The sequence below is a fragment of the Brevundimonas sp. LF-1 genome (genome assembly GCF_037055305.1).
In the GTDB taxonomy this organism is placed as follows: domain Bacteria; phylum Pseudomonadota; class Alphaproteobacteria; order Caulobacterales; family Caulobacteraceae; genus Brevundimonas; species Brevundimonas sanguinis.
Map to the genome: position 1 here is coordinate 1128608 of NZ_CP146349.1, position 19347 is coordinate 1147954.

The 19347-nt window shown below is 69.4% G+C and carries 13 protein-coding genes, 1 tRNA gene and 5 pseudogenes; 10 read left to right on the top strand and 9 right to left on the bottom strand.

All coding sequences use genetic code 11. The features are described from left to right. Window positions 1-25: 25 nt before the first annotated feature. Complete coding sequence (locus V8F63_RS06010; RefSeq protein WP_392354777.1) at window positions 26-643, bottom strand: response regulator; 618 nt, start codon at window positions 641-643, stop codon at window positions 26-28. Between the two features lie 198 nt (window positions 644-841). Here V8F63_RS06010 and prfA point away from each other — a divergent pair, with 198 nt between their 5' ends. Then, window positions 842-1909, top strand: a complete 1068-nt coding sequence (gene prfA / locus V8F63_RS06015; protein WP_025976906.1) for a peptide chain release factor 1 — start codon at window positions 842-844, stop codon at window positions 1907-1909. Window positions 1910-2122: 213 nt separating this feature from the next. Here prfA and V8F63_RS06020 read toward each other — a convergent pair whose 3' ends face one another. Further along, on the bottom strand, window positions 2123-3382 hold the full coding sequence (locus V8F63_RS06020; protein WP_392354778.1) for a YihY/virulence factor BrkB family protein: 1260 nt from the start codon (window positions 3380-3382) through the stop codon (window positions 2123-2125). Window positions 3383-3454: 72 nt separating this feature from the next. On the opposite strand from V8F63_RS06020, the gene prmC reads away from it, so the two are divergent. From prmC to V8F63_RS06045, 5 genes are all read left to right on the top strand, one after another. Next, window positions 3455-4483 carry a peptide chain release factor N(5)-glutamine methyltransferase gene (gene prmC, locus V8F63_RS06025; protein ID WP_392354779.1) on the top strand — a complete coding sequence of 343 codons (1029 nt, stop codon included), beginning with the start codon at window positions 3455-3457 and terminating at the stop codon, window positions 4481-4483. Window positions 4484-4620: 137 nt separating this feature from the next. Next, window positions 4621-5538: a DUF4167 domain-containing protein gene (locus tag V8F63_RS06030; protein WP_392354780.1), complete on the top strand. Its 918-nt coding sequence runs from the start codon at window positions 4621-4623 to the stop codon at window positions 5536-5538. A gap of 82 nt (window positions 5539-5620) precedes the next feature. Beyond that, window positions 5621-6967: a HAMP domain-containing sensor histidine kinase gene (locus V8F63_RS06035; RefSeq protein WP_392354781.1), complete on the top strand. Its 1347-nt coding sequence runs from the start codon at window positions 5621-5623 to the stop codon at window positions 6965-6967. An 85-nt stretch (window positions 6968-7052) separates the two neighbouring features. Further along, window positions 7053-7787, top strand: a complete 735-nt coding sequence (locus V8F63_RS06040; protein WP_392354782.1) for a DUF4893 domain-containing protein — start codon at window positions 7053-7055, stop codon at window positions 7785-7787. An 84-nt stretch (window positions 7788-7871) separates the two neighbouring features. Beyond that, the gene (locus tag V8F63_RS06045) at window positions 7872-8273 is read left to right on the top strand and encodes a hypothetical protein (RefSeq protein ID WP_025976900.1); all 402 of its coding nucleotides are present in this window, start codon (window positions 7872-7874) and stop codon (window positions 8271-8273) included. A 176-nt stretch (window positions 8274-8449) separates the two neighbouring features. On the opposite strand, the gene V8F63_RS06050 is transcribed toward V8F63_RS06045, so the two are convergent. From V8F63_RS06050 to V8F63_RS06065, 4 genes and pseudogenes are all read right to left on the bottom strand, one after another. After that, entirely contained in the window at window positions 8450-8872 is a 423-nt protein-coding gene (locus V8F63_RS06050; protein ID WP_392355047.1) for a DUF3471 domain-containing protein, read from the bottom strand. A gap of 122 nt (window positions 8873-8994) precedes the next feature. Then, window positions 8995-10101: pseudogene (locus tag V8F63_RS06055) on the bottom strand (serine hydrolase domain-containing protein); the annotation flags it as partial. A gap of 69 nt (window positions 10102-10170) precedes the next feature. Continuing rightward, window positions 10171-12003, bottom strand: coding sequence for a BCCT family transporter (locus V8F63_RS06060; RefSeq protein WP_392354783.1), 1833 nt, complete (start codon window positions 12001-12003; stop codon window positions 10171-10173). 253 nt (window positions 12004-12256) lie between these two features. Continuing rightward, window positions 12257-13131: pseudogene (locus V8F63_RS06065) on the bottom strand (isoaspartyl peptidase/L-asparaginase). 109 nt (window positions 13132-13240) lie between these two features. Between V8F63_RS06065 and V8F63_RS06070 the strand changes: the two are divergent. Further along, a pseudogene (locus V8F63_RS06070) lies at window positions 13241-14240 on the top strand (NADPH:quinone oxidoreductase family protein). Between the two features lie 166 nt (window positions 14241-14406). Here V8F63_RS06070 and V8F63_RS06075 read toward each other — a convergent pair. Continuing rightward, window positions 14407-14811, bottom strand: a complete 405-nt coding sequence (locus tag V8F63_RS06075; protein ID WP_392354784.1) for a YkvA family protein — start codon at window positions 14809-14811, stop codon at window positions 14407-14409. A 54-nt stretch (window positions 14812-14865) separates the two neighbouring features. Between V8F63_RS06075 and V8F63_RS06080 the strand changes: the two genes are divergently transcribed. From V8F63_RS06080 to lpdA, 3 genes and pseudogenes are all read left to right on the top strand, one after another. Beyond that, window positions 14866-15648 carry an SDR family oxidoreductase gene (locus tag V8F63_RS06080; protein WP_392354785.1) on the top strand — a complete coding sequence of 261 codons (783 nt, stop codon included), beginning with the start codon at window positions 14866-14868 and terminating at the stop codon, window positions 15646-15648. 265 nt (window positions 15649-15913) lie between these two features. After that, window positions 15914-15988 (top strand) — tRNA-Gly (locus tag V8F63_RS06085). Window positions 15989-16193: 205 nt separating this feature from the next. Continuing rightward, window positions 16194-17603: pseudogene (gene lpdA / locus V8F63_RS06090) on the top strand (dihydrolipoyl dehydrogenase). Between the two features lie 107 nt (window positions 17604-17710). Here the strand turns inward: lpdA and V8F63_RS06095 are convergent. Then, a pseudogene (locus V8F63_RS06095) lies at window positions 17711-18624 on the bottom strand (tyrosine recombinase XerC). Window positions 18625-18635: 11 nt separating this feature from the next. After that, entirely contained in the window at window positions 18636-19337 is a 702-nt protein-coding gene (locus V8F63_RS06100; protein WP_392354786.1) for a DUF484 family protein, read from the bottom strand. Between the last annotated feature and the right edge of the window lie 10 nt (window positions 19338-19347).

The window sequence follows — 19347 nt, forward strand, 5'->3', positions numbered from 1 at the left end:
CCTGCGCGAGGGCCCCTGCTGTGCGTCAGGCCCCCTCCAGCCGGGCGATGGCGTCCAGCACGTCGCGCCCGCTGTAGGGTTTGATCACCATGGCGGCGGCCAACTCGGCGTTGTGCGCCGCCGCCGTGACGTCGCCCGACAGGAAGATGACGGGCATGCCCCAGCGCGATTTCAGCTTGCGCGCTAGGTCGACGCCGGTCGCCTCGCCCGACAGATTGATGTCCAGCAGGGCCAGGTCGATGGCGTGCAGGGCGGTCGCCGCCTCGGCCGCTTCGGCGCTGTGGAAGGGGCCGATCACGCGATGTCCGGCGGCGTCCAGCGCCTCGGTCAGGTCGGCGGCGGCGTCGGCGTCGTCCTCGACCAGCAGGACGGTCCGGGGCTCGACCGGCGTGGAGGCCGCCGTCGGTTCCGGCGGCGCCTGCCGCACCAGGACCGCGCGGACATAGGGCCACAGTTCAGCGGCGGGCCGCTCGGCGTCCAGGTCGAAGATCTTGGCCAGCGCCTTCAATTCCTTTTCGGCGGCGGGACTTATGGAAGGTGGGTCCGGCGTCAGCAGGCCGTCGTAGAGCGCGCACAGGCGCGCGACATCGGCGCCCGGCGTGATGCCCGCCGGCGCCCCTTCAGGAGGGTTCTGATGTGTCATGCCCTGTCTCCACTTCCGTTCCAGCCCGTTAAAGTCGAGGTGGAGCTAGGGCGCTTGCAGGTGCGAAGAAACCGAGCTGACGGGTTTGTGACGGCGGTTCACAATCGCTCCATGATCGCGTGTAGAGGCGTTTTTATCGACACGGCGCGGCGGCGCGGGTAAGGCTCCGCCCTCGTTTTCCTCTGCAAGGACACGCCGTTGCGACTGCCCCAGGCCCGGCTCGATCAGGTGCTCGACCGCTTCCATCAGGTGGAGGCCCGGATGGGCGCCGCCACGGACGGCGCCGAGATCGTGCGCCTGTCGAAAGAGCACGCCGAGCTCAAGCCCGTGGCCGATGCGGTTCAGGCTCTGGCGCGCGCCCGCGCCGAGATCGAAGACCTGAAAGCCATGGCCGCCGACCCGGAAATGGCCGCCCTGGCCGCCGATGAACTGGACGCCCTGACCGCACGCCTGCCGGAACTGGAGCGCGAGGTCGCCCTGCTGCTGGCGCCGCGCGACGCCGATGAAAACGCCTCGGCCGTGCTGGAAGTGCGCGCCGGCACCGGCGGGGACGAGGCGGCGCTGTTCGCGGGCGACCTGTTCCGCATGTATTCCCGCTACGCCTCCACGCGCGGCTGGCGGGTCGAGATCGACAGCGCCACCGAGGGCGATGCGGGCGGCTTCAAGGAAATCATCGCCACCGTCAGCGGCGAAGGCGTGTTCGGTCGCCTGAAGTTTGAAAGCGGCGTCCACCGCGTCCAGCGTGTGCCGACCACCGAGGCGGGCGGGCGCATCCACACCTCGGCGGCCACGGTCGCCGTCCTGCCCGAGGTCGAGGACGTCGAGATCGAGATCCTGGACAAGGACATCCGCATCGACACCTTCCGCGCCTCCGGCTCGGGCGGCCAGCACGTCAACAAAACCGATTCGGCGGTGCGCATCACCCACCTGCCCACCGGCATCGTCGCCACTTCGTCGGAGAAGTCGCAGCATGTGAACCGCGACAAGGCGATGAAGAACCTGCGCATCCGCCTGTACGACATGCAGCGCCAGGCCAAGGACGCCGCTCGTTCCGACGCGCGCAAGTCTCAGGTCGGCTCGGGCGACCGGTCCGAGCGCATTCGCACCTACAACTTCCCGCAAGGGCGCGTGACCGATCACCGCATCGGCCTGACCCTGCACAGCCTGCCGCAGATTCTGGAAGGCGACCTGGCCCCTTTGCTCGACGCGCTGATCGCCGAGGATCAGGCCGCTCGCCTGGCCGATCTGGAAGCTGAGTTCGCTTAGGACCAGGAGCCACGCCTCTCCCTCCCCGTCCCGGGGAGGGTGGTCCGAGCGAAGCGGAGACCGGGTGGGGAGGGCTGGGCGATCCGGGCGCCACGAACAGCCTATGCACCTTGATCGCCCGGCGCCTGAATAGCCTAGCCGCCCCCACCCGGCTTCGCCCTGACAGGCTCAGCCACCCTCCCCGGGACGGGGAGGGAGAGGCGCGACGTGACGTCAGCGCCGCCGCTTCAGTACCCGGTCGCCCAGGCTCTCGGCGTATTTCAGCGTATAGGCGAGGGCGGCGGGGTTGCCGCGACGGGCCCCGACGGAATCGGCCATCACCGCGCCCCGCTCGCCGATGGGCAGGGGCGGGCCGATGGTCGTATCCTGGGCCGTCTGGTGTTCGATCTCGGCGTTCAGGCGCGCGCCCATCAGGATCACCTGCACCGAGAACCAGGTCCACAACAGGAAACCCATGGCCGCCGCCAGCGGGCCGTAGGAATCGGTGCGCACGAAGTTGGTCAGGAACCAGCTGAACAGGAAGGACACCAGCAGGCTCATCGTCGCTGCGAACAGGGCGCCCGGCGTCAGCCAGCGCCACCGCGCCCGCGCCCGGCTCGGCCCCAGCCGGTAGATCAGGGCCAGCGCGCCGACATAGCCGAAGAACAGCAGGGGCCAGCGCAAGGGGGCCAGATAGGCCCATTCGTCCTGAAGCCCGAACACCGCCAGCACCAAGGGCACGCCGACCACCAGGGCCGAACTCAGCAGCACCGCCGCCATCGCCGAGACGGTGAAGGCCATGCACATCAGGTTGTAGACCACGATGTTGCGCCGCTCGACCTCATGATAGGCGAGATTCAAGCCGTAGAAGAGCGTCTTGATGCCCCCGTTCGCCGCCAACAGCGTCAGCAGCAGGGTCCACACCAGGGTGAAGGTCAGCTGACCGGTGGAATTGCCCGCCAGCCGCGTCATCTCAGCCCCCAGGAACTGCGCCACGTTCGAGGGCAGAATCTCATAGAGGAAGCTGAGCTGGCCCCAGGCGTCGGTCGGATCGGCGAACAGGCCGTAGATAGTGACGAAGGCGCCCAGCGTCGGGAACAGCGCCAGCAGCATGAAGAAGGTCACGCCTCCCGCCACGAAGCCGACCCGGTCGCCGAAATAGCCCATCACCGTGCGCCACAGGATATCGACCCAGCCCTTGTGCGGGATTTGCAACGGTCGCTGGGCCAGGCGACCGCGTCCCGGCTCCTTGGCGTCATAATCCTCGGGCGTCGGATCGCGCGGCGGAAGGACGTCGGGGCGCGCCGGCCGCAGCTCAAGGCCGAAGCGATGGCCTTGCGTATAGAGCAGGTGGGCGGCGGTGGCTCCGGTCGCCAGCCCGCCGGCCGCAGCCGCCAGATAACGCACCAGGCCGCCGCCGCCTCTCGTCGAGGAACGAGACGGGCGACGCCTTGAACGGCGACGGTTCGATTTGAGCAGGTCGTGAATCCCCATTCGCCCCTCAACGGCTACGCTGCGATGCCGTTCCGTCTTGAAATCGCGCGCCGCAGACCCCAATCACCGGGAATGCCCGATCAGAACACCCAACCGACCCTGCTGACCGCCTGGAAAGGCGCGCAGGCCCGCCTGAAGGCCGCCGGCATCGACAGCCCCTCCATCGACGCCCGCCTGCTGCTTGAGGCGGCGACCGGGGCGGGGCGCGTCGACATCCTGACCGATCCCTATCGCGCTCTCAGCGAAGAGCAAACCCGCGCGCTGGACGCCATGGTCGATCGCCGCCTGCGCCGCGAGCCGGTGTCGCGCATCCTGGGCCGCAAGGGCTTCTGGAAGATCATGCTGAACGTCACCCCCGACGTGCTGAGCCCGCGCCCGGACACCGAGACGGTGGTGGACGTCATCGTGCGCGCCTTTCCGCCGCACTCGACCTTCGAGATGGCTGATCTGGGCACCGGGTCGGGCGCGATTCTGCTGGCCGCCCTGGCCGAGCGGCGCGGCGCGCGCGGCGTCGGCACCGACATCTCGACCGAGGCCATCGCAGTGGCGCGCGAGAACGCGGCCAATCTGGACCTGAACAACCGCTGCACCTTCATGCGAACGGACTGGGCGGCGGGTTTCGCCGACGCCAGCTTCGATCTGGTGGTGTCCAACCCGCCCTATATTCCGACCGGCGACATCGCCGGCCTGGACCCCGAGGTGCGCGAGCACGACCCTCATCTGGCTTTGGACGGCGGGCCGGACGGGCTGCAGCCCTATCGCGACCTGGCGCCCGAGATCGCCCGCATCCTGCGCCCCGAAGGCGTCTTCGCCGTCGAGATCGGCTGGGACCAGGGCGAGGCGGTCAAGGCCCTGTTCGAGGCGGCCGGCTTCACCGACGTCAAGGTCGTCAAGGACCTGGCGGATCGCGACCGCGTCGTGACCAACGGTCCGGACCCCGCGTGGGCCCCATCCCCGAGGTCGAAACGCCGCTGCAATAAAAACCCTTGGAAAGCGGCGCGCCGCGCGCTAAGTCCGTGTTGTTCCCATCCCAACGCATCCTTTTCGGGCAGGTTTGCTCGCTTAAGCGCGTCCGGGTCCAGTGACGGTCGCGCCCCTTAGACGGACGCGGCGGACCACGGGGAACGCACGGTTTTCCGAAAAGCTCGCACCGGGGATAGGCCCCGAACGAACGGAACGACGAACAGGGTCCCGCCCGTCTTCTTCGACGGCGGCCCGCACCAGCACGGTAAGCTCCGATGAGAGATTTCAAGGGCATGAAGCGTCAGCGCGGACGCAACCGGAAGCCCGGCGGCGGCAACAACGCCAACGCCACAAATCCGAACCGCTCGTGGGACTCGCAAGGTCCTGAGAACATCAAGGTCCGGGGCAACGCCCAGACCGTCTATGAACGCTATATGCAGCTGGCGCGCGACGCCGCAGCCGCTGGCGACCGCGTCCTGGCGGAGAACTACACCCAGCACGCCGAACACTATTTCCGCGTCCTGCGCGCGCTTCAGCCGCAACGCCCGGTCAGCGAGATCGCCCAGCGCGAACTGGCGGGCCAAGGCTTCGACATCGATTTCGAGGACGAATCGGGCGCTCAGGCCGCCGCGATCATCGCCGCTCAGCAAGCCGAGGAGCGCCGTGTAGAAGACGAGGCGCGCCGCCAGGCCGAGCGCGCCGACCGCGAGGCCAACCGCGACCGTGAGCGCGATCGCGACCGTGACCGTGACCGCGAGGGATCGGACAACGGCGCCGACGCCGAAGGCCGCGAGGGCGGCCGCCGCGAAACGCGCCGGGAGCGCTGGGAGCGCCGGCGTGAGGAGCGCAACCGCCGCTTCGAGAACAATGAAGGCGAAGGCGACGCTGCCGCCTCTGGCGAAGATTCGGCCCCGGGCGAGGACCAGCCGATTCAGAGCGCCGAGGCGCCGGCCGTGGTTGGAGAAGCCCCGGTCGAGCGTACGCCCCGCGCGCCTCGCGCTCCGCGACGTGCGCGTGCGGCGGCCGAGGACGATGCGGCTCAACCGACCGATGACGCCGCCGCCCTGCCGGGCTTTCTGACGCGGCCGATCGCGGCCGAAGAAGCGGCCTCCGCCGAGGATGAACCGGCCCCTGCGCCCAAGCGTCGCACTCGCCGCAAGGCCGATGCGGTCGCCACGGACGAAGAAGGCTGAGACCCGCTTAACCCGTAAAGGTTGCGCCTAAAGACAAATACAACCTTTCGTCGTCATCCTCCTCTATATGGGAGGAAGGCTGATGGAATTGCTCGTCTTTGTAGTCGCTCTCTGTCTGGCGACAGGCGTCGCCGGGGTCCGGCTGTCTTTCCGAGCGCATCGACGCATCGGCGCGGTCCAGCGTCTTCATGACGGCCAGCTGGAAGGCGCCCGTCGCCGCGTCGCCCAGCTCGAGGCCGCGCTTACGCAGTCCGATGCGGCGCGCCTGCGCGCCGAAGAAGACGCCTTTCAGGGCCGTCGTCGCCATGCCGATCTGATCCGCGTCGTCAGTCGCCAGATGCGCACGCCGCTGGAGGGCGTGCTGGGCTTTTCGGATCTGCTGCGGCTGAACGCAGGGGGCGAGCCGCTCAGCCATCGCCAACGGCAGGCGGCCGAACGCATCGGCGACGCGGCGACGCGCCTGCTGACGCTGGTGGAGGGCTTGAGCGCCCTGGCCGAGGCCGAACGACCGGCGACGGGCCGGCTTCAACGCGTCGATCCCCTGTTGCTGGCGCACCGCGCCTGCCTGCCCCTGCTTCAGGAGGCCGAAGCGGCCAAGGTGTCGCTGGCTCTGCCCGAGCCTCAGGCCGGGCTGACCGCGATGGCGGATCCCGAACGCCTGATGCGCGTGTTCGCCGATGTGATCGCGGGTGCGGTACGGCGCAGCGACCCCGGCGGCTCTGTGGAGATTCAGGCGCGCCGTCTTGGCGGCGAGGTCCAGGTGACGGTTCGCGACAACGGTCCGGGCCTGTCGTCGGCGCAGCTTGAAACCCTGTTCCAGCCGCTCGCCGCCCACGCTATCGCCGCTGTCGGCGAAGAGGGCGCTCGCTCATCCTGGCCGGGACTGGCCGCCGCCAGGACCCAGTTGCAAGCCATGCAAGGGCGTCTCGAAGGCGTCAGCGCCGAGGGGCGGGGCGCCGCCTTCATCATCAGCCTGCCTGCCGCCGACGCGGCTTCGACGGATGAGGCGCCGAATGCGGATCGCCTGTTGCCGGAGCTGTCGCGGCTGCCGCACGGCGTGGTCCTGTATGTCGCCAGGGACAAGGCCGCCGTCGCCCTGATGCGCCGCCTGGCGCAGGACTTCGGCGGCTTGCAGCTTCATGTCGCGGACTGCGCGGCCAAGGCCGCAGCGATGGCGCGCGACCTGCGGCCGGACGCAGTGGTGATCGATCTGGATCTGGCGGCGGACAGCGGCGCGGCCTTCCTGAAGGACCTGCGGACGGACCCGGCGATGCGCTCCACCCCCGTGCTGGGCGTCAGTTCGGATCTTGAGGTTTCCAGGGTCGCGGACGTGGCCGAGGTGCTGCACCGCCCGGTCTCCGTGACGGGGTTGGCGCAGGCGTTGACGCGCGCCCTCAGCGGACCGCCCGCGATGCGCGCCGCGTCATAAGTCGCGGCTCAGGGTTGACGCGGAGGGCTGCGACGGCTTCCTAGAGAAATGGGGCTTTCGATCCCGTTCGTCAGGGAAACCCGATATGCAGCGCGCGCCCGTTGACTTCTTTCGACCAACCGTTGTCCGCACCGGTCTGGCGGCGCTGTCGCTGTCCGCCCTGCTGGCGGCGTGCGCCACGACCCCGCCGCCGCCCCCTCCGCCTCCGCCGCCGCCTTCCATTCCGGCCGCGCCGGACGCGCCGACGGGCGCCGTTCTGGCGGATTGGCGCGGCGTCATCACCGCCGCCGATCGTGATCGTTATCAGCGCCGGGCCGCCGCCTGGTCGCTGGCTCTGGAACAGTCCAGGCGTCAGACAGGTTCGGGCGACCTGGCGTCGCTGGGCGACCTGATCGACCCGGCCGCGACGCGGGCGGGCGTGACGCCGCCTGAGGGCGCCTATCGCTGCCGGACGGTCAAGCTGGGCTCTCAGGGCGGCGAGGGCGGTCTGGGCTATGTCGTCTACGGCTGGTTCGCCTGCCGCATCGAGAACACCGCCCTGGGGCTGAAGCTGACCAAGCTCAGCGGCTCGCAACGTCAGGCGGGTCTGCTGTTCCCCGAGAATGATCGTGAAATGGTCTTCCTCGGCTCGATGGCGCTGGCGTCAGAGCCAGCCGCCCGCGCCTATGGCCAGCGGCCCGAGCGCGACATGGTCTCGGTGCTGGAGCGGATCGGCGAAAGCCGCTGGCGGCTGGTGACGCCCTGGCCGGCTAATGAGTCCAACCTCGATATCCTGGAGCTGGTTCCTGCTCCGGCCGCGACGCTGAAGCGCCGACGCTGATCGGCGTCGTCATGATGCTTGACCGCAGGCGGCTCTCGCCGCCACCTTGCGCGTCTCTTTGCTTTAGCTTTTCAGGACAAGCCCATGCGCGGCGTCGGCCTCACCGTTGGATCCATCGTCGGCGTCGTCGCCGTCCTGGCGATCGTGCTGATCGGATTTCCGACCTACAACGTCTACTCCAAGCAGATGGCCGGCCGCGCCGCCTATGAAGAGGCGGTGCAGAACCGCCGCATCCGCGTGCTGGAGGCCCAGGCCGCCCTGGACTCGGCCAAGCTGACCGCCGCCGCCGAGATCGAGCGCGCCAAGGGCGCCAATGAGGCCAACCGCATCATGGCTGAGGCCCTGGGCGGCCCGGAGGCCTATCTGCGCTGGTCCTACATCAACATGCTGCAGGAGACGGCCGGTAAGGACGGTCGCCAGACCATCTACATTCCGACAGAGGCGGGCATGCCGATTCTCGAGGCGGGGCAGCGCCCGGCGCGCTGACCGAGGCCCTTCTTCCCTTGTGGGAGAAGGTGGCATGCGCAGCATGACGGATGAGGGGTGATGGCGGGCGGCTTCAAGGTTCAAACGTGTCGTCGCCCCACATCTTAGGCGAGGCCCCCACACCTCATCCGGCCCTGACGGGCCACCTTCTCCCACAAGGGGAGAAGGGACTTTTTTCAGACCCGCGTCAGCCGCAGGTCTTGATAGTCGTAGCTGAAGTCGATGTCGGGCGAGACGCCCTTGACCGTGGCGGTCGCGGGCTTGGCCGTGGCGATCGCAAAGGTGATGAAGGCGTCCTCCTCGCGCTTGTCGGGGAAGCGGGTGCGGAAGGTCTCGCCGTCATAAGGCTCCAGCCAGCCCTGCAGCGCAGGGGTGTGGGTGAAGCGCAGCCACAGGCCGGACTTGCGGTTGCGGCCGCGACCTTCGGTCTTCGGCTCGATGACGATGTCGCCGTACCAGGGATCGCGCCAGGTTCCGGCGTAGGCCTCCAGCGGCAGGGAGGGCCGCGCCCGCCGCCTGTTTGGCGTCGAGCCTCGACGGCGGCCTTCAGCGACTTCTCGGTTCCCTCGGCCTCGCGCTTCTTGGAGTCGGCGATCCAGTCGACGTCGACCTTGTTCATGGCGATGTCCGAAAGGCCCGAGCGCAGGGCGCGCAAGAGGAAGCTCTCCTCGGCGTTGGTGAAGACGGAAAAACCGATCTTGCGGCCGGGGATCAGCACCGTGGCCGAGATGCCGCCCGGCGAGCCGCCGCCGTGCGTCGCCAGCCGCTCGCCGCGATAGTCCTGCACCTGCAGCCCCATGGCGTAGGTCGAGGCCACGGCCCGGTTGGGCAGCTCAGCCGTCGGTCCGTTGGACGAGGAGACGACGATGTTCGGCTTGACCATCTCGCGCGCGGCGGCTTCGGAGAACAGGCGCGACCCGTCGACCAGCTTGCCGTCGTTCAGGCGCACGGCGATCCACTTGGCCCAGTCGTGGGCGCTGGCGCAGATGCCGCCCGCCGCCGCCGCCGAATCCCAGTTCCACACCTCGACGATGGAGTCGGCGATCTGGGTCATCGGCCCCTGATAGCGCAGGGGCGGCCCGACGCGGCCGTGGGGCAGGGCGCTCTTCTTCGGATCGGCCAGGCGGGCCAGGGGCACGCTCTCGCTCATGCCGACCTTGTCGAAGATGCGGGTCTGGACGAAATCCTCCCACGACAGGCCCGACACCTTCTCGATCACGGCGCCCGCGACCACGAACATCAGGTTGCAGTAGTTGTAGCCTTCGCGAAAGCCGTCCTTGATCGGCACGAAGGCGGCCTGGGCCAGGACCTCGGCGCGGGTCCGGTCGCTATTGGGCCAGAACAGCAGGTCGCCGGCGCCCAGGCCGAAGCCGGCGCGGTGGCTCAGCGTATCGCGCACGGTGATGCGCTCGCCGACCATCGGGTCCGACAGGGTGAAGCCGGGCAGATAGGTCTTGATCGGCTCGTCCCACTTCACCTTGCCCTCGTCGACCAGGATGGCCAGGCAGGCGGCGGTGACGTTCTTGGAGTTCGACGCGATGGCGAACAGGGTGTGCTCATCGACCGGCTCGGCCTTGCCCTGGCGGCGCACGCCGTAACCCTTGGCCAGCACCGTCCTGCCGTCGCGCACCAGGGCCAGGGACACGGCGGGCTGCTCCGGCCAGGCGGCCATGCAGCGCTGCACCCAGGCGTCGGCGGCGGCGGCGATCTCCTCGTCGGAGCGTGTATCGGCGCTGGTCTGGGCCCAGCCGGTCGTCGGCAGGGCCGCGCCCGTGGCGGCGACGGCGGACGAAATCAGCGCCGCACGGCGCGACAGGCGGATGGACATCAAGAACGCTCCCGAAGACTGAGCGGCGACGCTACCGCCGCCCGTCTCCGCGGCCAAGGGGAGTCTGACCTAGGCGGCCAGCCGCCAGCGTTGCAGGTGCTCCAGCACGTCGGCGACGATCTGGGCGCGGGTGAAGCCGGTGACGTCGCGCGGGCGGGCGCCGTCGCCGGTCACGGCGCTGAGCCGCCACTCCAGCGCCCGGCGGCTTTCGGGCGCTTCCAGCGCGGTGAGGGCGGGGCGAGGTCGCGACCGGGCGCCCAGTCGATAGAGGAAGTCCCGTCCGTTGGCGTGCTCGACCCTCAGCCAGACGCCGTTCTCGTCGCTCTGCACTTCGCTGTTCTCCAGCCCCTCGGCGGCCACGGCGGCGCGCACCTCTTCCAGCGCCGGGGCGCCGTGGCGTGCGATCTGGCGATCAATATCGCGGCGGCTGGCGGGGGCTAGGATGCGCTTGAGCTGTTCGCGCAGCGGCGCCGCGTCGGTCTCGACGGCCTCGCCCTTCAGGTCGGCGTTCATCTGCCGCGCCAAGCCGAAACAGGCCAGGATCATGATGACGGCGAAGGGCAGGGCCGCCACCAGTGTCGCCGCCTGCAGGGCGCCGAGCCCGCCGGCCAGCAGCAGCAGGGCCGCCGCCAGCCCCTGCACCAGGCACCAGTAGATGCGCTGCCAACGCGGCGTGTCCTCGGCGCCGCCCGAGGCCAAGGTGTCGATCACCAGAGAGCCTGAATCCGCCGAGGTGACAAAGAAGACCGCCACCAGGGCGATGGCCAGGACCGAGGTGATCGCCGTCCCCGGCAGATACTCCAGGAAGCGGAACAGGGCCGTCGACAGGTCCGCCTGAACGGCCTCCGAGATCGCCCCCGCCGCTCCGCCCAGATCCAGGCTCATGGCGGTGTTGCCGAAAACCGTCATCCACAGGAAGGTGAAGGCCGACGGCACCAGCAGCACGCCGATCAGGAATTCGCGAACCGTCCGCCCGCGTGAGATGCGGGCGATGAACATGCCCACGAACGGCGACCAGGCGATCCACCAGGCCCAGTAGAACAACGTCCAGTCCGCCATCCAGGCGCGCGGCTCATAGGCGTACAGGGTGAAGGTGCGGACGAAGAAGTGATCCAGATAAAGCCCGAAATTCTGCACATAGGCCCGCAGGAGGAACAGCGTCGGCCCCGTGACCAGCACGAACAACATCAGGCAGACGGCCAGCACCAGGTTCAACTCCGACAGGCGCCGCACGCCCTTGTCCACGCCTGTCAGCACTGAAATCGTCGCTGCGCCCATGACCACTGCGATCAGGGAGACCTGCATCGCCACACTGTTGGACACCCCGAAGACGTAGTTGAGACCTGAGTTCATCTGGGCGACGCCCAGCCCCAGGGAGGTGGCGATGCCGAACAGCGTGCCGCAGATGGCGAAGATGTCGACCGCATCGCCCAGCCAACCATTCACCCGCTTGCCCAGTAGGGGATAGAGACTTGACCGCATGGTCAGGGGCAGACCCTTCCTGTGCGCGAAATAGCCCAGGCTGAGGCCGACCACGGCGTAGATGGCCCACGCATGCACGCCCCAGTGGGTATAGGTGATGACCATGGCCTCGCGCGCGGCGTTCAGCGTGCCGGGCTGGGCCTCGGGCGGGGCGATGTAGTGCTGAACCGGCTCGGCCACGGCGAAATACATCAGGCCGATGCCCATGCCCGCCGCGAACAGCATGGCCAGCCAGGAGACATAGGGAAAGTCCGGCTCGGCGTCGTCCGGCCCCAGCTTCAGCCGTCCGGTCGGCCCGACCGCCACCACCGTCACAAACAGCAGGAAGCCGGCCACTGAGGCCACGTAGAACCAGCCGAACGTGTCGATGACCCAGGCCTGGGCGCGCCCGAACAGGAGGTCGGACGTAGCGGGCGCCATCAGGGCGAGCAGCAGCAGCCCGCCCGCAATCGCGCTGGCCCCCAGAAGACGCGGGGGTTCATCTTGGTCGTCAGCATGGGGGCCAAGCGTCCGGCGAAGCTTATTGTTCCAGCCCTTCGCCGACCCTGCTGCAGATCAGGCCCCAGGTCAGGCCCGAGGTGAGGCCCCGGGTCACGGTTGAGGACGGGCGCAGGACCGGTCGGGCGCGGCGCAGATGGGCAGGAGGCGAGGGCGGCGCCGCCCTCGCGACGGTTCACCGCTCGAACACTTCGACCCCGATCAGGCCGTCGGTCGCCAGCCAGGCGCGCTTCATGCCCTGGCTGTTGTAGGGGGCGGCGATGTTCCCCTCCCGGTCCAGGGCGATCAGGCCGCCGTCGCCGCCCAGGGCGCCGATGCGGTCGACCACGCTCTGAGAGGCCTCGGCCAGCGAATGACCGGCGGCGACGCCGAAGGCGGTGCGGGCGGCGGCGGCGACGCGGATGAAATACTCGCCCTGTCCGGTGCAGGAGACGGCGGCGTGCTCGTCGGCCCAGGTTCCGGCGGCGGGGATGGGGGTGTCGCCGACGCGGCCCGGCATCTTGCCGAACACGCCCGCCGTCGAGGTGGCGGCGGCCAGGCGGCCTTGGCTGTCCAGCACGCAGCAGCCGACGGTGCCGTGGCTCAGCATGCTGGGCGGGTGGTTGTCCTCGCCCTTGCCGGCGCCGGTGAACCAGGCGGCGGGGTCCTCCACGCGCGTCAGGCCCTGTTCGGCGGCGAAGCGGGCGGCGCCGCTTCCGGCCAGCATGACGTGGGGGTGCGGTCCATCACCGCGCGGGCGGCGACGACCGGGTTGCGGAACCCCTGCAGGGCGGCCACGGCCCCGGCCTTGCCGGTCGCGCCGTCCATCAGGCTGGCGTCCAGCTCATACTCGCCCGCCAGGTTGGGCGAGGCGCCGCGCCCGGCGACGTAGAGGCCGGAGTCTTCGAGCATGACGACGGCCTCGACAGCCACGTCCAGCGCCGAGGCGCCGGCGTCCAGCCGCGCCTTCATCGCCTCGACCACCTGGCGCATGTTGGCGACCTCGGCGTCGTAGTTGCGCTCGCGCCGGGCCCCGGCGCCGCCGTGAAGGATGAGGGCGGGTTTCGCCATGATCGTCTCCTCAGAACCTGTTCGGCCTCTTTGCATCGGGCCGCAGGCTGATTAGCGTCGCTGGCGTGTCGGCGCCATGGCCGGCGGGGGTGGCTGAAGAGAGTTCCTAATGCGCGCAGTCCTGTCCAAGGCTCCTGGCGGCCCGGAATCGCTTGTCGTCGAGGAGGTCATGGACCCCACGCCCGGACCGGGCGAGGTGGTGATCGAGGTCAAGGCCGTGGGCGTCAACTATCCCGACGCCCTGATCATCGCCGACAAATACCAGTTCAAGCCCGAGCGCCCTTTCGCGCCGGGGGCCGAGGTCGCGGGCGTGGTCGACGCCGTCGGCGAAGGGGTGAAGGGCGTTTTCCGGGGCGACCGCGTCGTCGCCGTGCCCGGCTGGGGCGGCATGGTCGAGCGGCTGAAGGTCAGGGCCGAGACCCTGATCCCGATCCCCGACGGCATGGATTATGAGACCGCCGCCGCCTTCATCATGACCTACGGCACCAGCTATTACGCACTCAAAGACCGGGCGAAGCTGCAGCCGGGCGAGACCCTGCTGGTGCTGGGCGCGGCGGGGGCGTCGGCGCCGCCGCCGTCGAGCTGGGCAAGGCGATGGGGGCGCGCGTGGTCGCCGCCGCCTCAACCAACGACAAGGTGGAGTTCGCGCTGGAGTTGGGCGCCGACAACGGCCTGATCTACCCCTCCGGCCCGATGGACAAGGCGGCCCAGAAGGCGCTGTCGGGCGAGTTCAAGCTGTCGACCGGCCGCGACGGCGCCGATGTGGTTTTCGACGGCGTCGGCGGCGACTACGCCGAACCGGCGCTACGCGCGATGGACTGGAACGGCCGCTATCTGGTGGTGGGTTTCCCGGCGGGGATTCCTCCCTGCCGCTGAACCTGACGCTGCTGAAGTCGGTGTCGGTCATCGGCGTCTTCTGGGGCGCCGCCGTCGCCCGCGATCCCAAGGCTCACGCCGCCAACATGGCCGAGCTGATGCAGCTCTACGCCGACGGAAAGATCAAGCCGCGCGTCAGCCGCACCTTCCCCCTGGAGCGCGCCCATGAGGCCATTCAGGCGCTCAGCGACCGCACGGCTGTCGGCAAGATCGTGGTGAAGGTCGAGGATTGATCGGAGCATCCGTGGGAGAAGGTGGCCCGTCAGGGCCGGATGAGGGGTGTGAGCGCGACCTTCAGGTGATTGATACAGAGGGACGCGACAGGGTTTCAGACCATGCGCCGACACCCCTCATCCGAGCGCCTCCGGCGCCCACCTTCTCCCGCAAGGGGAGAAGGGTCTATTTCTCATCCTCCCGCAGACGTTTCAGCGCCTGCGCCGCCTGGTCATGGTGGCGGGGCTTCAGGTGCGCGCCCAGGGTGGCCAGCACGGCGGCGATCACCGCCGCGTCGTCGGTGAAGCCGATGCCGACGAAGACGTCGGGAATGGCGTCCACCGGCATGACGAAATAGGCCAGCGCCCCCAGGATCAGGCCCTTTGCCGCCAGCGGAGTCTTGGGGTCCTGGGCCGCGTACCAGGCGGCGACCGCCTGCTGGGCGAAGGGGATGCGGGCGGCGGTGCGCCGCATCTTGGGCCAGAAGCCCTTGCGCACGCGCAACTCGTTCACCTTCTGCACGGCGGGAACCAGGGCCTTGTCAGGATTGATGGCGTCATCAGGCGACATTCCGTTGGTCTTTGCGGTCATGGCCGCTAAATCCTCGCACGAGCACTCGGTTCAATCGAATATAGGACGACTTCCATGAAACTCGACGCTTCGATCGCGGCGGTGGTGACGGGCGGGGCTTCGGGCCTTGGCGAAGGCACGGCGCGCGCCCTGGCGGCCAAGGGCGTCAAGGTCGCCCTGTTCGACCTGAACGAGGAGCGCGGCGAGGTCATCGCCCAGGAGATCGGCGGCGTCTTCTGCAAGGTCGACGTGACGTCGGACGACAGCGTCGCCGCCGGCTTCGCCAAGGCCCGCGCCGCCCATGGCCAGGAGCGTCTGACCGTCAACTGCGCCGGCATCGCCACCGGCCAGAAGACCGTCAGCCGCAAGCGCGACACCGGCGAGATCCGCGCCCACGACATGGCCCAGTTCGAGCGCACGGTCTCGATCAACCTGTTCGGCACCTTCCGAGTCCTGTCGCAGTCGGCGGCGGGCATGGTCACGCTGGAGCCGATGGAAGACGGCGAGCGCGGCCTGATCGTCAACACCGCCTCGGTCGCGGCGCAGGACGGCCAGATCGGCCAGGCGGCCTATTCGGCGTCCAAGGGCGGCGTCTACGCCATGACCCTGCCGATCGCGCGCGACCTGATGAACGAGGGCGTGCGGGTCAACACCATCCTGCCGGGCATCATGTGGACGCCGATGATGGCGGGCATGGATCAGAAGGTGCAGGACGCCCTGGCCGCCATGATCCCCTTCCCCAAGCGCCTGGGCACGCCGGCCGACTACGCCGCCCTGGCCCTGCATCTGGCCGAGAACACCTACATCAACGGCGAGTGCATCCGTCTGGACGGGGCTATTCGCCTCGCCCCTCGCTGACGCGAGGGAAGGCCGCTAACGCTCGCCGCGCGGCGGCTTGCTGCTTGAGCGGGCAGGGCGCGTAACGGCAGGCGGCGGCGCTTTGAAGCGGCCTCCGGGGCGTCCTTGCGGACGTTTCGGGGGCCGTTTTCGTGTGAAGTTTCAGGGCTGTTCGAAAAAAATCGACGGATTGGACGAAAATCGAAAAAGGGGCTTGCGCGATCCGAAGCGGGTCCGCTATACGCCCCTTCCTCGACGGGGAGCAGCACATCGCTCCCAACGGAGTGCGGGCGTAGCTCAGGGGTAGAGCATCACCTTGCCAAGGTGAGGGTCGGGCGTTCGAATCGCCTCGCCCGCTCCAGTCGAACCGTGGAAAACGGGGTCCGGTCGCAAGATCGGGCCCCGTTTCGCTTTTCCGCCCATTGTGTCTCCGTCCGCATGGCCCCGCGCGCGATCGCGGCCTATATGGAGCCTGGCGGTTGACCCCGCCGGGAGCGGCGCTAGTGTCCGCGCCGCTTCCTTCCCAGCGCATTTCGTATCCAGCGCCAGACCGATCAGAGGACCTCATGGCCGACGCCGCTTCCCAGACCTATGACGTGGTGATCATCGGGGGCGGGCCGGGCGGCTACAACGCCGCCATCCGCGCCGGCCAACTGGGCCTCAAGGCCGCCCTGGTCGAGAAGCGCGCCACGCTGGGCGGCACCTGCCTGAACGTCGGCTGCATGCCCTCCAAGGCCCTGCTGCACGCCTCGGCTCTATGAGGCCGCCAACGTCGAGTTCGCCGGCATCGGCATCGAGGTGAAGCCCAAGCTGAACCTGGCCCAGATGCACAAGGCCAAGGACGACAGCGTCGAAGCCCTGACCAAGGGCATCGAATTCCTGATGAAGAAGAACAAGGTCGACGTGGTGAAGGGCTTCGGCCGCATCGCGGGTCAGGGCAAGGTCGAGGTCGAAGCCGAGGGCGGCGCCAAGACCACGCTGGAGACCAAGAACATCATCATCGCCACCGGCTCCGAGCCGACCCCCTGCCGGGCGTCGCCTTCGAGGACGGCAAGGTCATCGACTCGACCGGCGCCCTGTTCCTGCCCAAGGTGCCCAAGCACCTGATCGTCATCGGCGCGGGCGTGATCGGCCTTGAGTTGGGCTCGGTCTGGCGCCGCCTGGGCGCCCAGGTCACGGTCGTGGAGTTCCTCGACAAGGTCGGCGCGGGCATGGACGGCGAAGTCGCCACCGCCTTCCAGCGCGGCCTGACCAAGCAGGGCATGACCTTCCGCATGGGGACCAAGGTCACCGGCGCCCAGACCTCCAAGGACGGCGTTGAACTGACCCTCGAACCGGCCAAGGGCGGCGCGGCGGAGACGCTGAAGGGCGACGTGGTGCTGGTCGCCATCGGCCGCCGCCCCTACACGCAAGGCCTGGGGCTGGAGACGGTCGGCGTCACGCCGGATCAGCGCGGCTTCATCGCCAACGACCACTTCAAGACCTCGGCGCCGGGCGTCTGGGTCATCGGCGACGTGACGCACGGCCCGATGCTGGCCCACAAGGCCGAGGAAGACGCCGTGGCCGTGATCGAACTGATCGCGGGCAAGCCGGGCCACGTCGACTATGATTTGGTGCCGTCGGTCATCTACACCGGCCCGGAAGTGGCCTGGGTCGGCAAGACCGAAGAGGCGCTGAAGGCCGCGGGCGTCAACTACAAGAAGGGCAAGTTCCCCTTCGCCGCCAACAGCCGCGCCAAGATCAACCACGAGACCGAGGGCTTCGTGAAGGTCCTGGCCGACGCCGCGACCGACAAGGTCCTGGGCGTCCACATCTACGGCCCGCAGGCCGGCGAACTGATCGGCGAGGCCTGCATGACCATGGCCTTCGGCGGATCGTCCGAGGACATCGCCCGCACCTGCCACCCGCACCCGACCCGCTCCGAAGCCGTCCGCCAGGCGGCCATGGGCGTCGAAGGCTGGACCATGCAGGCGTAAGCCTCCGGCTTCCGTTTGAAGTCAGAACGGCGCGCTCCGCATGGGGCGCGCCGTTTTGTTTGGAACGGCGTCAGGAAGCGCGATCATGGCGCCCTGGCGCCCCGGGGTCAGCCGCGCGGGTGCGCCTGCGAATAGGCGGCCAGCAGGCGGGCGGCGTCGACCTGGGTGTATTTCTGCGTCGTCGACAGGCTGGCGTGGCCCAGCAGTTCCTGGATCGAACGCAGATCGGCTCCCGCCCCCAGCAGGTGGGTGGCGAAGCTGTGCCTCAGCGCGTGGGGCGTCGCGGAGGCGGGCAGGCCGAGCCGTCCGCGCAGGCGCTGCACCGTCGCCTGCACATGGCGGGCGCTCAAGGGGCCGCCGCGCCGCGCTCGGAACAGGGCCTGATCGGCGTCGATGACGAAGGGCTGGAGCGCAAGATAGGCGTCGATCGCCTCGCGCACCTGCGGCAGGACGGGCACCATGCGCGTCTTGCCGCCCTTGCCGGTGATGCGAAGGCTGTCCGGCAGGGGGCGTCCGACCGCGTCAGCGACAGGGCCTCCGAAATCCGCAGGCCGCAGCCGTAGAGCAGGGTCAGGACGGCGCGGTCGCGCGCCGCCTCCCACGGCTCCATGTCGGGGTCGGCCTCGGGTTCGTGCAGCAGCCCTTTCGCCTGATCCTCGCTGACCGGGCGGGGCAGGGAGGGCTTGACCTTGGGCCCGCGCACCAGGGTCAGCTGCGGGGTCGCCACGCCCAGCCGTCGGTCGAGGAAGGCGTGAAAGCCCCGGATGGCGGCCAGGGTCTGGCTGAGTGAGCGGGCGCTCAGCGGGCGCTCGCCGCTGCGGCGCTCGGCTAGGTGGGCGCGGGCCTCGGCCGCCGTGACCGAGCCGAGCTCGGCCGCGCTTTGCGGCCCGCCGCGATGGCGCTCCAGAAAGGCCAGATACAGCCGCCCGATATGGCCATAGGCCTCGAGCGTGCGCGGCGACAGGCGGCGTTCGTGGGCGAGATGCTCCAGCCAGGCGGCCAGAGCGTCCTGCGAAGTCATGGAGGGGGCGGTCAGGCTTCCAGCGGCCATCGCTCGGCCATGCGTTCGACGACGCGGGCGACGAAGGCCACCAGTTCGCAGCCCATGGCGGGGGTGAAGCCGTCGTCCTCGGCCGAGCCGAAGGCGCACAGGGCCGGTCGGGGCAGGCTTTCGCCGGGCGCGCTCAGGCTCATCCGCACCAGGGCGACCGAGGCGACTTCGCCCTCCGAAGGGCCGAACAGGCTGAGGCCGGTGAAGTTGGGACCGAGCCAGTGCAGGCCGTCCTCGCCCAGCAGGGCGTCGACGCGGCCCGGCTCCAGCGCCTTCCAGCCGAAGGGGACGGCGCCCGGCTTCTCGATCGCCACGGCGGCGCCGGCCAGGCCGAACCGGCCCTGCGCGACGGCGTCCAGATGGCGCGCCAGTTCAACGTGGGTGCGCGCCTCCATCAGGTCCAGGGCGGCGACATGGGTTTGGGTCTGGGCGGCGAAGTTGGCGCGGGCGATCTCTTCGATCAGCTTGCGCGCGCCGGCCTCGCGCTGGGCCACGGCCTCCAGCCGCGCCAGGGCGGCGCGGCCGAAGTCGACGACGTTGCGGCCGGTAGCGGCCAGGCCCAGTTCTTCCAGCAGGGCCCGGTCGTACAGCAGGTGTTCGGCGTGATCTTCCAGCCAGGCGCGCACCTGCGGCCAATGAAGGCCCGCGGCCGGGTCGGCAGAGAGGTCCAGGGAAGTGCTCAAGCGGGACCTC

Excerpts from the sequence above, each read along its gene's own strand:
- V8F63_RS06010 (WP_392354777.1), bottom strand. The coding sequence starts at position 643 with ATGACACATCAGAACCCTCCTGAAGGGGCGCCGGCGGGCATCACGCCG.
- V8F63_RS06020 (WP_392354778.1), bottom strand. The coding sequence starts at position 3,382 with ATGGGGATTCACGACCTGCTCAAATCGAACCGTCGCCGTTCAAGGCGT.
- prmC (WP_392354779.1), top strand. The coding sequence starts at position 3,455 with ATGCCCGATCAGAACACCCAACCGACCCTGCTGACCGCCTGGAAAGGC.
- V8F63_RS06030 (WP_392354780.1), top strand. The coding sequence starts at position 4,621 with ATGAGAGATTTCAAGGGCATGAAGCGTCAGCGCGGACGCAACCGGAAG.
- V8F63_RS06035 (WP_392354781.1), top strand. The coding sequence starts at position 5,621 with ATGGAATTGCTCGTCTTTGTAGTCGCTCTCTGTCTGGCGACAGGCGTC.
- V8F63_RS06040 (WP_392354782.1), top strand. The coding sequence starts at position 7,053 with ATGCAGCGCGCGCCCGTTGACTTCTTTCGACCAACCGTTGTCCGCACC.
- V8F63_RS06045 (WP_025976900.1), top strand. The coding sequence starts at position 7,872 with ATGCGCGGCGTCGGCCTCACCGTTGGATCCATCGTCGGCGTCGTCGCC.
- V8F63_RS06060 (WP_392354783.1), bottom strand. The coding sequence starts at position 12,003 with ATGGCGCCCGCTACGTCCGACCTCCTGTTCGGGCGCGCCCAGGCCTGG.
- V8F63_RS06075 (WP_392354784.1), bottom strand. The coding sequence starts at position 14,811 with ATGACCGCAAAGACCAACGGAATGTCGCCTGATGACGCCATCAATCCT.
- V8F63_RS06080 (WP_392354785.1), top strand. The coding sequence starts at position 14,866 with ATGAAACTCGACGCTTCGATCGCGGCGGTGGTGACGGGCGGGGCTTCG.